At 42.6% G+C, this 13,061-nt stretch carries 17 protein-coding genes; 15 read left to right on the forward strand and 2 right to left on the reverse strand.

The annotated features are described in order from the left end of the window. Nucleotides 1-85 precede the first annotated feature (85 nt). The 9 genes from ACHUFM_RS03965 to ACHUFM_RS04005 all read left to right on the forward strand — a co-directional run bounded on the left by ACHUFM_RS03965 (nucleotide 86) and on the right by ACHUFM_RS04005 (nucleotide 5,771). Entirely contained in the window at nucleotides 86-394 is a 309-nt protein-coding gene (locus ACHUFM_RS03965; RefSeq protein WP_394179781.1) for a hypothetical protein, read from the forward strand. Between the two features lie 125 nt (nucleotides 395-519). Beyond that, nucleotides 520-1,098 carry a hypothetical protein gene (locus ACHUFM_RS03970; RefSeq protein WP_394179783.1) on the forward strand — a complete coding sequence of 193 codons (579 nt, stop codon included), beginning with the start codon at nucleotides 520-522 and terminating at the stop codon, nucleotides 1,096-1,098. 53 nt (nucleotides 1,099-1,151) lie between these two features. Continuing rightward, nucleotides 1,152-2,477: a hypothetical protein gene (locus ACHUFM_RS03975; protein ID WP_394179785.1), complete on the forward strand. Its 1,326-nt coding sequence runs from the start codon at nucleotides 1,152-1,154 to the stop codon at nucleotides 2,475-2,477. Nucleotides 2,478-2,554: 77 nt separating this feature from the next. Beyond that, nucleotides 2,555-3,025: a hypothetical protein gene (locus ACHUFM_RS03980; protein WP_394179787.1), complete on the forward strand. Its 471-nt coding sequence runs from the start codon at nucleotides 2,555-2,557 to the stop codon at nucleotides 3,023-3,025. Nucleotides 3,026-3,130: 105 nt separating this feature from the next. Continuing rightward, a complete protein-coding gene (locus ACHUFM_RS03985) occupies nucleotides 3,131-3,613 on the forward strand; it encodes a MazG-related protein (RefSeq protein WP_394179789.1) in 483 nt (160 codons plus the stop codon). Nucleotides 3,614-3,836: 223 nt separating this feature from the next. After that, nucleotides 3,837-4,268 carry a GNAT family N-acetyltransferase gene (locus ACHUFM_RS03990; RefSeq protein ID WP_394179791.1) on the forward strand — a complete coding sequence of 144 codons (432 nt, stop codon included), beginning with the start codon at nucleotides 3,837-3,839 and terminating at the stop codon, nucleotides 4,266-4,268. A gap of 215 nt (nucleotides 4,269-4,483) precedes the next feature. Beyond that, a complete protein-coding gene (locus ACHUFM_RS03995) occupies nucleotides 4,484-4,738 on the forward strand; it encodes a type II toxin-antitoxin system Phd/YefM family antitoxin (RefSeq protein ID WP_394179793.1) in 255 nt (84 codons plus the stop codon). After that, a complete protein-coding gene (locus tag ACHUFM_RS04000) occupies nucleotides 4,731-4,997 on the forward strand; it encodes a Txe/YoeB family addiction module toxin (RefSeq protein ID WP_394179795.1) in 267 nt (88 codons plus the stop codon). The genes ACHUFM_RS03995 and ACHUFM_RS04000 overlap by 8 nt, the downstream gene beginning before the upstream one ends. A gap of 201 nt (nucleotides 4,998-5,198) precedes the next feature. Continuing rightward, nucleotides 5,199-5,771 carry a hypothetical protein gene (locus tag ACHUFM_RS04005; protein WP_394179797.1) on the forward strand — a complete coding sequence of 191 codons (573 nt, stop codon included), beginning with the start codon at nucleotides 5,199-5,201 and terminating at the stop codon, nucleotides 5,769-5,771. A 63-nt stretch (nucleotides 5,772-5,834) separates the two neighbouring features. Here the strand turns inward: ACHUFM_RS04005 and ACHUFM_RS04010 are convergent, their stop codons facing one another. Further along, nucleotides 5,835-7,670, reverse strand: coding sequence for an ABC transporter ATP-binding protein (locus tag ACHUFM_RS04010; RefSeq protein WP_394179799.1), 1,836 nt, complete (start codon nucleotides 7,668-7,670; stop codon nucleotides 5,835-5,837). 528 nt (nucleotides 7,671-8,198) lie between these two features. After that, nucleotides 8,199-9,248, reverse strand: coding sequence for a peptidase M42 (locus ACHUFM_RS04015; RefSeq protein ID WP_394179801.1), 1,050 nt, complete (start codon nucleotides 9,246-9,248; stop codon nucleotides 8,199-8,201). 269 nt (nucleotides 9,249-9,517) lie between these two features. Between ACHUFM_RS04015 and ACHUFM_RS04020 the strand changes: the two genes are divergently transcribed. From ACHUFM_RS04020 to ACHUFM_RS04045, 6 genes are all read left to right on the forward strand, one after another. Further along, nucleotides 9,518-10,054, forward strand: coding sequence for a GNAT family N-acetyltransferase (locus ACHUFM_RS04020; RefSeq protein ID WP_394179803.1), 537 nt, complete (start codon nucleotides 9,518-9,520; stop codon nucleotides 10,052-10,054). Between the two features lie 46 nt (nucleotides 10,055-10,100). Further along, nucleotides 10,101-10,448 carry a Fis family transcriptional regulator gene (locus ACHUFM_RS04025; protein ID WP_394179805.1) on the forward strand — a complete coding sequence of 116 codons (348 nt, stop codon included), beginning with the start codon at nucleotides 10,101-10,103 and terminating at the stop codon, nucleotides 10,446-10,448. Nucleotides 10,449-10,711: 263 nt separating this feature from the next. Then, a complete protein-coding gene (locus tag ACHUFM_RS04030) occupies nucleotides 10,712-11,077 on the forward strand; it encodes a VOC family protein (RefSeq protein WP_394179807.1) in 366 nt (121 codons plus the stop codon). Between the two features lie 305 nt (nucleotides 11,078-11,382). After that, entirely contained in the window at nucleotides 11,383-12,045 is a 663-nt protein-coding gene (locus tag ACHUFM_RS04035; protein WP_394179809.1) for a YoaK family protein, read from the forward strand. A gap of 114 nt (nucleotides 12,046-12,159) precedes the next feature. After that, nucleotides 12,160-12,522 (forward strand): hypothetical protein, encoded by a 363-nt coding sequence (locus tag ACHUFM_RS04040; RefSeq protein WP_394179811.1) that lies wholly within the window; start codon nucleotides 12,160-12,162, stop codon nucleotides 12,520-12,522. A gap of 73 nt (nucleotides 12,523-12,595) precedes the next feature. Further along, on the forward strand, nucleotides 12,596-13,057 hold the full coding sequence (locus ACHUFM_RS04045; RefSeq protein WP_394179813.1) for a methyltransferase family protein: 462 nt from the start codon (nucleotides 12,596-12,598) through the stop codon (nucleotides 13,055-13,057). Nucleotides 13,058-13,061: the final 4 nt, after the last annotated feature.

Genomic DNA, 13,061 nt, shown 5'->3' on the forward strand with positions numbered 1-13,061 from the left:
ATCCGAATAGATGGCTGCAAAACGCTTCTTGTTAGATCTTGATTTTGCTTGCAAAAATCGGGGTGTCCATAGATGTTAGGTGAGCATGGATATATCATTAATCGAAGTAATATTGCCTATTTATCATAAAGCTCCCAAAAAGCGACATGATCTACTTTGTGATGACTTAGCAAACATAGCTGAACTAAAAGGTATAAGTGTCGAGACGATAAGTTTGTGCGTAAAAGAAATTGAAACTGTAATCTCAAACTCTGTTGGTATTGCTAGAGATGAGATGTATGGTGCAATTGATAAAGTGGAAGCAATTGAAAGGATAAGAAAAGTCTATCCTACAAAAAATTTGGAAAGCTTAGATATATTCTTTGAAAGAGCACACTATTATGCTTGCAGATAAGTCACCTAACAAAAAGTTGGTGTTCGCACCTGCGGTGCTGGGACGGTTTCACTTCACTCGTTCCTCGCTACGTTTTACCGCCCCACAACAAAAGCGTTAGATTAAATATCGAGTAAGTTTTAAGTATGAATTTTCTAGGAAAAACCGCCGCCGTAGCTACAATAATTGCAGCTGGGTTTACTGTGGCTGCCTATTTTGATCCGAAGCCTTCTAGCACTAAAGAGTGGCAAGAGTTAGTTAATCAGCTGCCAGAAATCCCTAAGCCGCCTATTGCGGAGATCTCGCCAAAAATAAATGATGAAGCGCTAGAGGAAGCTAAAAGCCAAGATGTAATAAAGAGCGTGGTTATTGACTCACCTGAAGCTCTAAAAAATCTTCACGAGATAGCAAAAAAGATATCATATAGCCCTACAAGAAATTCTGAGCTTAAAAAGCTCGTTAAAATTTCTATGCAAAAAGGTCATGTGGAGTATGCAACACTGATCGCTAACGATATTTCGTATTCGCCCACACGGAATGATGCGCTAAAAATCATTTCTACAAGACTTCTAGAGGATGGTGAAATTCAAGCTGCATTGAAGGCTGCAGAGTTAATTAGCTATAGCCCAACAAGAAACGAAATGCTTCAAACCATTTTAAAACGAGTAGCTGAGAACGAACCTAACAAATCACTGCAGCAGACCGCTAAAGCGGCAGCTGAGTGAGGCGTTAGGCTATCTCTGAGGATGACTACGAACTTTTAATAATAAGGACAAACATGGCAGATATTTTAGAATTGCACGAAATAGTGGATAAATATATCCATAAGTTGGTAGCACTGCATGAAGTTTTTCCATATCAGATGACTATGGCGGCAGCCGTTGCTCATAAGTCAGCAGAAAAGCACAAGAAATTTTTGGATGAAAATGCTGAAAAAATTGAAGAAGATGGGGAGACAACTTCATATAAGCTGGATTTTAAGTCCTTCGGTCAATCCTCCAGGTTGGGACGTCGTAGCGATAGATCAAAAACTGTTTTAGATCTACTTCCAAGAAACTTCGTTGTGTCATATGTTTCTGAATATGATTCTTTTTTAGGCCAGTTGATTACTCAGATATTGAAGTTTAAGCCAGAAATAATTGATTCAAAAGACAAGTCAATATCTCTTTCTGATCTAGTAAATTTGGGAAGCGTAGAGGCTGCGAGAGATAAGATCTTTGCCAAAGAAGTTGAATCTATTTTGAGGTCAAGCCATGCAGATCAATTTTCTTGGATGGAAAAAGCGTTTTCCACACCTTTGACAAAAGGGTTAAATTCATGGCCACTATTTATTGAGCTAACAGAACGTAGAAATCTTTTTGTTCATTGTGATGGAGTAGTGTCGGAGCAATATCTTAACGTTTGCAAAAAACATAATGTTTCTGTTAGCTCGGATGCACTTGTCGGCAATAGGCTTCAGGCTGAAAAGAAATATCTCAGACAAGCTCATGAAGTTTTATATGAAATAGGGCTCAAGCTGTCTCAAGTTCTATGGAGAAAACTAAGCCCTGACGATATTGCAAAAGCAGAAACAAGTTTATCTCATTTTACCTATGAGTTATTGATCGAAGAAAACTATAAATTGGCTAAAAATTTACTCGACTTTGCCTGCTGTACGCTGAAAAAGTGGGACTCAGAGGGAACTCGTTTGGTTTATGTAGTTAATCGGGCATTAGCTTACAAGTTTTCCGGCGATAATGATAAATGCATTTCGATTCTAGATGGTGAAGACTGGTCTGCATGTGGTGATAATTACAATCTATGTGTAGCCGTTCTTCGAGAAGAATTTGATTTGGCCAAGAAGCTGATGCTCAGGATAGGGGCATCAGGAAGCGTCAGTGAAGTTGACTATATAGAATGGCCTTGCTTCAAGGATTTTAGATCTACTGATCAATTTGTTGATGCATTTACTGAAGTATTTGAAAAAGCTCCAACTACCATCGAGCAAGTAGATAATGATGAGCTTGAAAGCCAATCAGAGAACAATGAAGAAGTAAGCGAGAATGAAGAAGAATCAGAAGAGATTGATGACTCACTCGAGCTAGAAGTGGCAGATGAAGCCTAACAAGAAATTGCAGCGGATAAATTTCCGCTACGCTTCAATTTACCGCTGAATTAGGCGTTATGTTTTCTGGAGAGATCGTGCGTAAAGAAGATATTAATGACCCTTTAAAGGAGTATGCGTTTGATTTCTTTTATTGGTTCTCACGATTTGAGTTTGCGCTTAAAGAAAACCGTTTCTTAAAACGCAATGGCGCTGGAGAAAATGCAGAACCGGGGTGGGATGCGTTCGTAGAAAGGTACGCAGAGACGTTCGAGCACACAGCGGAAACCAATAAGCTAATCGCACTTAACCCCAAAAGACAAAAGATTGGGGAGCATTCAGACCTTCAATGGCGCGAAGTAGGCTTAGCAGATTGTAACTCTGAACTCTGTAGAGTTGTTCGCTTACTTAAAACGATCAGAAATAACCTCTTTCACGGAGGTAAACACGGTGCAGAGGGCTGGGATAATCCAGAACGAACACAAGACTTATTGGATACAGGTAAATCAATCCTAGATCAATTGGCAAGGTTGGCTGACATTGAAGCAGACTATACCCAATACTATTAAAAACATAACAAGTAAAGGCAGCATCGCCCTGCGGGCTGGACGCGCTACCGCGCGCCGCTGCTTTGGGCGTTATAGCGCTGTTCAAAATTCAGCTAAGGGAACTAGATGAGAGGAAAAGTGGAAGTAGCCTTGAAGTGGCTGAAAGGACTCTTGGATGCAGAAAGTATAGAATATCAAATTGTAGGTGGACTCGCTGCAACTATTCATGGTGGCAGTCGTGACATTGTAGATATTGATCTTTATATCCACAATTCTGACGCAAACAAGGTATTAACTCAGGTATCTGAATTTATATCTAAACCGTTAACTCGTTATACTGAATACGGTTGGGATCTAGAGTATTTTCAGTTGGTTTATCAAAACCAAAAAATTGAAATCGGTTTATCTCAAAATACGAGGATACAATCGGTTTTAGACGGTTCTTGGCATCAGCTTGAAATTGATTATTCAGCGTCAGTTGAAAAAGAGTATCAAGGCATCGCATTGCCAGTAATCCCAGTTCAACATTTAATCGAGTACAAGCGAATATTGGGTAGGGAAGTTGACTTAATTGATATACAAGAGCTAACGTTGAGTTCAGCGCTATAACAAAGCGTTTAAGACAGATTCGCAACACTCAGCGTTTTCAATTTAAGTTGAGTTTTGTGTTTACGGTGTAATGGTTTAGTAAGGTGGTAGTGTTGCTCACTACTTAACGCGGCGTAACCAGTGCCATGTACACAAGCTTTGAAACGGATATTTTTCGAGGCACTAATTGGGCTAATGAAACCCAGAGTTAAACCCCTCCCACCCACATTAAAGGCTTAACCCCGTGCTTTTCGAAATCATTCCCGCCAGATTAAAAGATGCTGATGACATCATGCATCTAACCCAAGCATTAGGTTATGAGGCGAATCGAGAAGAAACGAGCCTCTGGTTACAATCCCTAGTGCATTCAGCTTCCCATCATGTCTTTGTGGCTGTTTGTGAGGGCAAAGTGTCCGCTTGGTTGGTAGTGGAGAAGCGTTTGTTTCTTGAGTCGGGTTATAAGGCAGAAATTACGGGGTTGGTGGTGGGTGAAAATTATCGTCGCTACGGCATTGCCAAGGCTTTAGTCTCAGCTGCTGAGGGTTGGGCGAAAGAGCAGGGTTTAGCAAAAATCGTCGTGAGGTCAAACATATCGCGTGAAGATTCTCATCTTTTTTACGCAGCGATGGGGTTCCGTTGTGCTAAAACGTCTCATGTTTACGACAAGGCGATTTAATAAATAATCAGGAATTTGTACTCTAGCCAAAGACGTATTGATCGGCTTCGCACCCCCCTTTAATCCCCCTTGGTAAGGGGGATTAAAGGGGGGTGTTCAAAATCTTTTAGTCTGACCAAATTGAAATGGCGTGTATTTGGTCATGTACAACATACTGTACATAAAAATATTTCCAAGCTACACTTGTCCCATATAATGTACAAGTGAGGTGCAAAATGCGAATTGTCTCTTTTACCGAAGCTCGCAATAGTCTAAAAGCCGTTTTGGATAATGTCGTTAATGATGCGGATACTACGGTCATTACCCGTCGTGATTCTGAAGATGCTGTTGTCATGTCATTGGATTACTATAACAGCCTCATGGAAACCGTCCATTTACTTCGTTCGCCTGCGAATGCAGAACATTTAAACCGTTCTATTGAACAGTTTAAAGCCAGTAAAACGACTCAGCGAGATCTGATTGATGAGTAACAGGTTGTTATCATGGACTGATGAAGCCTGGAAAAGTTATGTCTATTGGCAGACTCAAGACAAGAAAACCTTGAGGCGTATCAATAAATTAATAACCGATGTTCAGCGCTCTCCGTTTGAGGGAATGGGAAAACCGGAACCCCTTAAAGAAAACCTTTCCGGCTTCTGGTCGCGCAGAATAGATGATGTTAACCGTTTGGTATACGCGGTGGATGATACCGCGATTACGGTAATTTCGTGTCGTTATCATTATTCGTAGCGATAAGCTTAGTGACGTATTAATCAGTTTCGCAAGCCGCTTTAATAATTAGGGGCAGAGTAAAATCATACTTAATTTTACTCTGCCCCTTTACATTTTACTTTAGATTTTAAGAAAGTATGATAAAAGATTCGAGTTAAAGTGATGCTTTCGCTTAGGATTAATTAATGATCAGAACGTCAATAAAATCAAGGAGGATGAATGGGACTTACGATTAATATCATAAATTTTCTAGTGCTGATAATCCCTCCAATTGGTATATGGCTCTATCTGAGACCAAAAAGAAAAAAAATCTTGGCTCGTCATGTTACTACGAGGACTGAAAAAGCTCATCAAAATTTAGATTTGAGAGATTGGAGTAATCATTCCACCCAGTTATTTGCTAAATGTTTATTCCCAATTATTATAACTACAAACCTAATCTCAATATGGACGACAATGATGGACACAAAAGAGCAAGATATTATTAACTTAAAGTCTCAAATATCGACTTTAGCGGAAAATCACCACGATAGAATTAAGTTTATTGAAGAATACCTTTTCCCTCCGGAGGGCCCTACAGGACCAACTATTTTTCAAAGAATGGATTCAATGGAAAAAAGCAGGGATGACTTAGAGACATTAATGCTCAGAGTTACTAATCCGAATCCTGAGCTTAACAGACAGATGGAAAATCTAAAGCAGGAAATTATTTCGCTTAGAGAAGAAATGGATTCTCTCAAGCTTCGTTTAGGCCGTTCTCAACAATCAGGTTATTCTTCTAGTTCGATGTAATTGGAATAATCAGGCTCAGAATCCTAACCCCTTAAATTGGTCTCTTGATGTTTTGCATTTCGTTTAGCGATAGCCCTGTGCTTGTAACGAAAATAAGTGGGCATATTGACCCTGTTGGGCAAGTAGAGCGTCATGGGTTCCGCGTTCTTTGATTTGACCTTGACCCATGACGATGATCTCGTGGGCGAGGCGAACCGTAGAGAAACGATGGGATATTAAAATCGCCATTTTGTCTTTGGTGTGTTGTTGGAAGTGCTGGAAGATACTGGCCTCTGCTTGGGCATCCATGGCCGCTGTGGGCTCATCGAGAACCAGTATATCGGCTTCTTTGCGCATGAAGGCGCGAGCTAGGGCGATTTTTTGCCATTGGCCACCAGACAGTTCTTGTCCATCTTTAAACCAGCGGCCTAGTTGTGTGTGATAGCCGCTTTCTAATTGGTCGATAAAGTCGGTGGCTTTGCCTAGTTCAGCGGCTTTTTGCCAGCCTGTTTGATCGTTGAAACGGTCATTGTCGCCTGCTCCTATGTTTTCACCGACAATGAATTGATAGCGGACGAAGTCTTGGAATATCACACCAACCCGTTTTAATAGGGTCGTTTCATCCCATTCAAGCAAATCTAAGCCATCGAGCAAAATTCGCCCTTCAGTTGGGTTATAAAGGCGAGTAAGTAGCTTAATTAAGGTGGTTTTCCCTGACCCATTTTCGCCGACAATGGCGAGGCTATGTCCGGGTCTAATATGCAAGTTGATTGCTGATAGGGCGGGTTTTGTACTACCTGGGTATTGAAAGCTGACATTCTCGAAGCGAATGCCATCGTTGGGCTTTGTGCCGACCACTAAGCCTTGTTGCGATGATGGGGTTTCTTGTTCCAAATATTCATATAAGTTAGACAGGTAAAGATTGTCTTCGTACATGCCGCTAATCGAGGTTAACGAAGCGGATACCGAGCTTTGTCCTTGTTTGAACAGCAATAGGTACATGGTCATCTGACCCAATGTAATGGCACCGATAATGGTATCACTGACGATCCAGCCGTAAGCACCGTAGAACACCAGAGTGCTGATGATACCGAGGGTGAATCCCCAGCTTTCACGGCGTAGAATTAAACGCTTACTTTCTTTGAATAGCTTGAGAAAAATTTCCGTGTAACGCTGTAAGAAACGCTCGCCTAATTGGTAGAGACGTACTTCTTTAATGTTGTCTTCCCTAGATAATAGGGTTTCCAGATAATTTTGCTGACGAACCTCTGGGGAGCGCCAGCGGAACATGATGAAGGCATCCCCTGAAAATTTGGCTTCAGCCACAAAAGCGGGTAACGCGCCGAGCACTAATAATCCCAAGGCCCAAGGGGAGAATTGCCATAATAAAACCGCAAAGCTTGTAAGAGAGATGGCGTTTTGGATAAGAGCGAACGTTTTATTGACCAGCGCGAGTGGACGACTAGAGGCTTCGCGACGGGCGCGAACCAGCTTGTCGTAAAATTCGGAATCCTCAAAGTGTGAGAGTGTTAATGTCTGGGCTTTCTCCAGAATTAGCATGTTGACCTTTTGCCCTAGTAAACCTTGTAATATGGCCTGTTGAGCTGTGATCGAGCGTTGGGCAGCGGCAATGATTAAAACCAAAATGCCTTCAACGACAACATAGTTAAGTGCGGTTTGATAATGCAGGATTTGATCTTGCTGGTACATTGCCATTGCAGCGACCACCGCATCGACAATTAATTGCCCCACATAGGCCATCGCTGCTGGGACAACACCCGCAATCAAGGTGGATATTGCCAAGCCAATGGTTAGCGCTGGAGAAGTTTGCCACACTAATTCAATAGCACGACGACTGTAGCGAAACACACCTAACATGTTCTTATCGACGGTATTTTTAGGTGCGGCGGCGGGCTTCATTGTTTGTCCTAACGTTAATGAGTGCCTCTATTATAAGGTATTTTTCGTGGCTTTTAGGTATTAAAATCATCGTCCTTTATCGTCCCAAATTCAATAATTAGAGTCAGAGTGAAATTAAAAAACAGCCTGAACCAAGGCACACATAACGAATAAAATCCAATTAATTTGTTATAACTCAAAAGGCGTTACTCAAATGCTATCCATCGAAAACAACATCAAATAGATCATGCTGGTTGCGGGGTTAATGACGTGCACTATGGTGGTTTCGTTTGGAAATCACTCTCTAGACACCGCTATGTTGACGATTGCATTTGATAGTCTCGTAATCATCAAATATCCATGTATCAATCGGATGCGCTGCCACGTAAAGGATAATAGCGTGTTTGGCTGAGAAGCAACGCCATTACCTAAGAAAAAAGCTTAAAAACTAAGCTAAGAAAACCGAGCCAAGGCGCTCGGTTTTCTTTATCTGACTCATCAAGATGGCTCGTTGCCGTCATCCTTTGCTTACTGCTAAGTTGGGTTGGCCTAGAGCTTGGACAAGATTTTGAGAACATCAATAAAGGCATCCACTGATGGTACGGCCACGGATTCGTGCATGGTGTGGTAGCCAATGGTGGGAATTTGTATAGTAGTGCCGTCCACTAGTCGGTTTGACGCGGCGATGATGCGACCCAGCTCTGTGCTACCAAGGGAGCTAGCTGGTAAACCTTGGGCAATACGGCTGGCGTTGTCATTTTCCACGTAACGGTTTTTGTACAAATAGCTGATGTTATTCGCTCGACAGAGAGCTTCGACCTGTTCGGTACTTTCTTGATTGAAGCTAGCGTTGGCGTCTTTTTCACGCAGTACCAAAAGTTGTTGGTTGGCGGCTTCAAGGTTAGGGAAGGGGCTGGTATCAACCACAAACAGGCGGTTTGTTGAGCCACCAAAACGACGAAACCATTCCAAGAGATAGCGCCAGCTTTTACCGGCTTCTTCCTGCGCGGTAAAAAAGGCCGTTCCTTTAAAGCCATGATCGAACAGATGAACCAAGGCCGCGGCGGAAATCACGTTGTCCAACTGGCCTTCAAGACGATTATCAACGAGTTGCAATTGATCTTTGAAGGCAATTGGTGTGCCCGCAACCACGCCTTCAAGGCCGTCTATTTCAAACATTAGGTTGTTTCGAAATTCGCATACATAAGACCGTTTGATCACGCCTTTGCCACGATATACGCCAGACCACGGCTCATAAGCGTAGACTTCTTCGTGATTGAAGCGTTCTGTGACTTTACTCATGAGTTCTTCAGAAACGGAGTTGTTGAGCAAGTCTGTGCGATTCGCTGACACAAAGGCGGCGTATTGGAATTCGTTTGGGCCTGTGCAAACTAAGCCATGACGATCAATATGAGCGGAAAACATGGTGCTAAACGGGTCACTTCCTTGAGCAACCAGCAAGCCTTCGTACCACGTCACTTGTGCGCCACGCTCCTCTAATTCGCGTTGTAATACACGAAAAAAAGAGTGTTCCGCACCCACTACGCTGGGCGCACGAATGAGCAGTTTTAGTAGGTCAATAAAGGCATCGCTTGGCATCTATGAGGCTTCCTTAACAACAAGGCTAATAAAAACTTGGTTATAAACGCAAACCGTTAAATCACCTAACGATTTATGCGTTTTTAGGAGAGAAAATGGGATATTTTTTGCGACTGACAAAACGGTCTTACTGCAGTATGTCTGAGTAATAGATTCGAGCAGATAGAGACTTTACAAATAGACAACTTCTAGTAAGCTCAAAACAGCTTTTAATCAAGATGCAAAGATAGCGAAAAGGCTTGTTCCTTACCCTTTTATAAGGAGTTACCGTGTTGTTTTCATTGTTTACTGAATCGCAATCCCAACAAGTGATTGAGCTTTTTAAGCGAGTCTTCTCTGCCGCTGAGGGGGAAGCCGAAGGTGAGGTGATTGCGAGTTTCGTTACCCAGCTGGTGACGACCACTCAGCCGGAAGATTTAATTGGCTGCATTGCAGAAGAAAATGACAGTCTTGTTGGCTGTCTCTTTTTCAGCCGACTGTGGATTTCTAGTGGTCAAGTGGCTTTTATTCTGTCACCTCTTGCTGTTGCCACAGAAGCGCAAAGAAAGGGAGTGGGTCAGGGGCTTATTCAGTATGGTTTAGATCAGCTCAAGTCCTTAGAGGTCAATTTGGCTTTTACCTATGGTGATCCAAGTTATTATGGCAAAACGGGCTTTCAACAAATCAGTCAAGACTTAGTGAAAGCGCCTTGCCCGTTAAGTCAGCCGATTGGTTGGTTAGCGCAATCATTGGATGGCAGTCCAATCCAGGCTCTGTCTGGTTCGACCCAGTGTGTTGAGGCATTAAATGACCCAAGCTTATGGTAGTGGCGTTATTCTTTTCCCTTGAATTTTAGGAGTAACATATCAAATCATGCGTAAATCCGATAAGAAGCTTGATAATCAAATCCGCTTAGCACTAACGGACGTGTGTGAGTCTGCTCTGAAGAAGATTCATGGTTTTGAGTGGCTTACTCACAGTGCTCAATACGACCGTTTCCCAGACAGTTTGCGGGTGACCTGTATCTTTGATACCAACGAACATCTTGAGGCGTTTAAAGCCTCCACTGCGAATCAGCAGTTACAGCAACAGATTCAAGATGAATTGCAACCCATAGGCATTCGTATTAGGACGATTCAGAAGCAGGTTGCCTACGATACAGAAGAAAATTGCGAGCGCTTTCATGATGGCAATTGGGCCAGACGGTTACAAGATGGTTAATGAAAGAGTCTCGTAATGCTATCTTGTATTGATCATTTTTGGGCGTCACACTTCTCCTGACTCGTGGTAACTGAAGGTATCTTTTTGAGCCAAATGCCCAAGAAATGTTAAGGCTTAAGCAAAGTAATATGAGTATCAAATATCGGAAGGCGTTAAGGTACTTGAGTATGTAGCTGAAGAAACATGGGGAATTTAATGGCTGCTAAGGGGATCAATGAAAAATCATGTCGCTTCTTAAAACGTGGTTTTGAGGTGTTCAGAAAATGAAAAATTTAAATACAGTCGAAATAAAATCATTCGTTCCTGCTAAAGATTTTGAGTGCTCTAAGCGTTTTTATCAGGCCATTGGTTTTGAAATGGCATCGGAATTAGACGGCATCGCTTATTTTAGGTTTGGTTCCTGCTCATTTTTGCTTCAAGACTTTTATGAGCCGACTCATTGTAATAATTTTATGATGCATCTATTGGTTGAGGATGCTCAGAGTTGGTATCAACATGTATTACAGCAGAATATGGTCAAAGAGTTTGCTGTTAAGGTAACGGAATTGGTTAAGCAACCTTGGGGGATGCTCGAATTTTGTGTCACAGACCCTAGTGGTGTTCTGTGGCGAATCGCAGAGAATAAGTAGTTTAATACGAAAAGAGTAGATTTTGTGATGATTGAATTTCTACTCATTTCGCTCATTGTAGTGATGATTCTCAGCCCTGTTTTATGTTGATGAACTTAGCTGCACTTACAGTCAAATTGGCGCTTAGTGAACGTTTGTCGTAACCCATTGCTTGCTGTGTTAGGAAGGACTTTGTCCTTCTCTGTCTGTTGATGCAACGAAAACGCACCATGAAGAAGGTGATAAGCGCAATGCGACGCCAGATTTTGCGAGTGTTGTGTCTTATTCACTTAGAATAATATGAGTTGTATAGGAGTCTTTCCCCCTTGATTTCACAATTACCGAGATGGGTAGAGGTCGGTGCGTTTTTTCTGGCCTTGGTAGCAGGTTGTGTGAATGCCATTGGCTTGCTGAGTTTTGATCATCAGTCTGTGTCGCACTTGTCGGGCACGGCGACCTTGCTTGGTACGGGCTTTTTAAATTCTTCCTTTCAAACCAGTTTGCATTTAATGGGCGTTTTACTGTCCTTTTTGCTGGGTTCCGTTTTATCTGGTGTGTTATTGCATGGATCGAGTCTCAAGCTGGGAAGGCATTATGATACCGCCTTGTTTTTAGAAGGCATCTTGTTATTAGTCTCGTTATTCTTGTTATCGAACGGTTCTTTTTATGGGCATTTTTTTGCGTCGGCGGCGTGTGGTTTACAAAATGCTTTAGCCACGACTTACAGCGGAGCCATCATTAGAACTACTCACGTCACGGGGATTTTTACCGATTTGGGCATTATGCTGGGGAAGTGCATCAGGGGCGAAGCGCTTGATAAACGTAAGGCTCAGCTGTTCCTGTACATCATCATTGGTTTTGTGTCTGGCGGTTCCATTGGGGCCTTATTGTATGAGTCGTATCAGTTCATGGCGCTTTTGTTTCCGGCGGCAAGCTGTTTCATCATGGCGGTTGTTTATCGTGTTTACATGACGGGACAGCCGCAGTAGAGCCGCGATGGCGAGAGATTAAACCGTAGAGATTTTCACCAGAGTGGCCTTGAGTAGACTATGATTGGTGTTATGTTGCTTTTATCGTCCATCAAGTGTGCCGAGGGATAAGTTATGGAAGCTGTCGCTAAATGGTTGTGGAATGTGTTGGTGGCTATTGATCAACTTGGCAATGCCATTGCTGGAGGGGATCCTGACATTACCATCTCTGCGAGGGTGGGGTACTTTGCCAACAGGAGCTCCGATAAGCGATTCCATTATTACTGGAAATTCCTAGAGCAAATCATTGATTTTACCTTTTATCCTTTGGATGGCCCAAAACATTGTTTGAGTTCGTTATTAAACGATAACGAGCAAGGTCATGTGCATGGTAGCGATTTTGTACGGGCGATACTGGCGTTAATTGCGATAACCGCGTGTGTCTTTATTGGTCTTTTGACTTGGAGTACGTATTTACTGGGGCACCGACCAAAGTAAATCAAACAGATTACTTTGCGTGACACCAATAGAGGTATTTAACCAATTTAGACTCAATTCACAGGAGCTTAACATGTCAAAACTTGAGTTGCGTATTCCGCCTGTTTTATTGATGTTTATCTGTCTGATCGGTATGTGGACAACGGCGGTGCTTACGCCTGCTGCCTCTCTGTCTTTTCCTTGGGTTAAGCTTGTTGCTGGTGTCTTTTTTCTACTTGGTGGGGTATTGCCCATTCTGTCGGTGGTCGAGTTTCGCAGAGCGAAAACGACGCTGGACCCACGTTTTCCAGAAAGCTCTTCTTACTTGGTCAGCCGTGGTGTGTTTGGGGTGAGTCGTAACCCCATTTATCTCGGTTTTGTGTTGTTGTTAATCGGTGTTGCTTGGCTCTTGATGAACCTTGCTGCTGTGTTTTGGATTGTGGCATTCGTACTGTATATGACGCGCTTTCAAATCCAGCCAGAAGAGCGGCACATGAAAGAAAAGTTTGCAGAGGAATTTGACTCCTACTTAGCAAGCGTTAGGCGCTGGTTATAGTCCC

The sequence above is a fragment of the Marinomonas posidonica genome, assembly GCF_043643765.1.
GTDB lineage: Bacteria > Pseudomonadota > Gammaproteobacteria > Pseudomonadales > Marinomonadaceae > Marinomonas > Marinomonas posidonica_A.